A 799-nucleotide genomic window follows, 5' to 3' on the forward strand; every position below is an offset into this window, starting at 1 on the left:
CACCGTCGAGCGGGTCAGTCGGATCGCTGTCCATCCCACCCGCCAGCGGGAAGGCCTCGGGCGGAAGATGATCGCCGATATCGCCGCCGATGCCGCTGGCTATGACTATCTCTCCGTCAGCTTCGGCTATACCGCTGAGCTGTGGCGCTTCTGGCAACGCTGCGGGTTTACCCTCGTACGGCTGGGTACCCATCGCGAGGCCAGCAGCGGCTGCTATACGGCGATGGCCCTCTATCCGTTGACCGCGGCAGGGCGCCAGCTGGCGCAGCGGGAGGCGCAGCGGCTGCAGCGCGATGAATACTGGCTTCGCCCGTGGCGAGAGGAATCCGCGCCGCTGCCGGCCGTCGCAGACGCTATGCTTAGTGATGAGGACTGGCTGGAAGCGGCGAGCTTTGCCTTCGCCCACCGCCCGCTGGCTGCGGCGCTGGGCTGCCTCAACCGCCTGCTGATGCAGGCCGACATGCCGTTGCCGGCCCTGCGGGGACGACTGCAGGGCAAAGAGGAGGCCGCACTCTGCGCCGTGCTGCAGCTGACGGGGCGAAAAGCCTTGCAGGCGAGATGGCGTCGGGAGGCCGCTGACGCCTTGCGCTCCCTTGATGCAGCGCGCGCTGATGCGCTGCGTCAGCAGGTGGCGCATCTGCAATTTTTTTAACTAACTCATTCAGTTAAATGGCATGGTCATATCTGGCGAGCGGCGTACACTGCCCGCAAACACTAAGGAGACAGCCATGAAACACGATCATTTTATTGTTCAAAGTCCTGCGACGCCTGCGCAACAGCTGTTGCTGCTGTTTCATGG

1 protein-coding gene and 1 pseudogene are annotated in these 799 nt (G+C 63.8%); both read left to right on the top strand.

What is annotated here, in order from left to right; translation table 11 throughout:
- The coding region (locus tag ABD481_RS46495) for a tRNA-binding protein (protein ID WP_344672325.1) at window positions 1-652 on the top strand (652 nt) is incomplete at its 5' end.
- Window positions 653-728: 76 nt separating this feature from the next.
- Window positions 729-799, top strand: a pseudogene (locus ABD481_RS46500) (esterase); the annotation flags it as partial.

This window comes from Catenulispora yoronensis, from assembly GCF_039531695.1.
GTDB classification, from domain to species: Bacteria; Actinomycetota; Actinomycetes; order Streptomycetales; family Catenulisporaceae; genus Catenulispora; species Catenulispora yoronensis.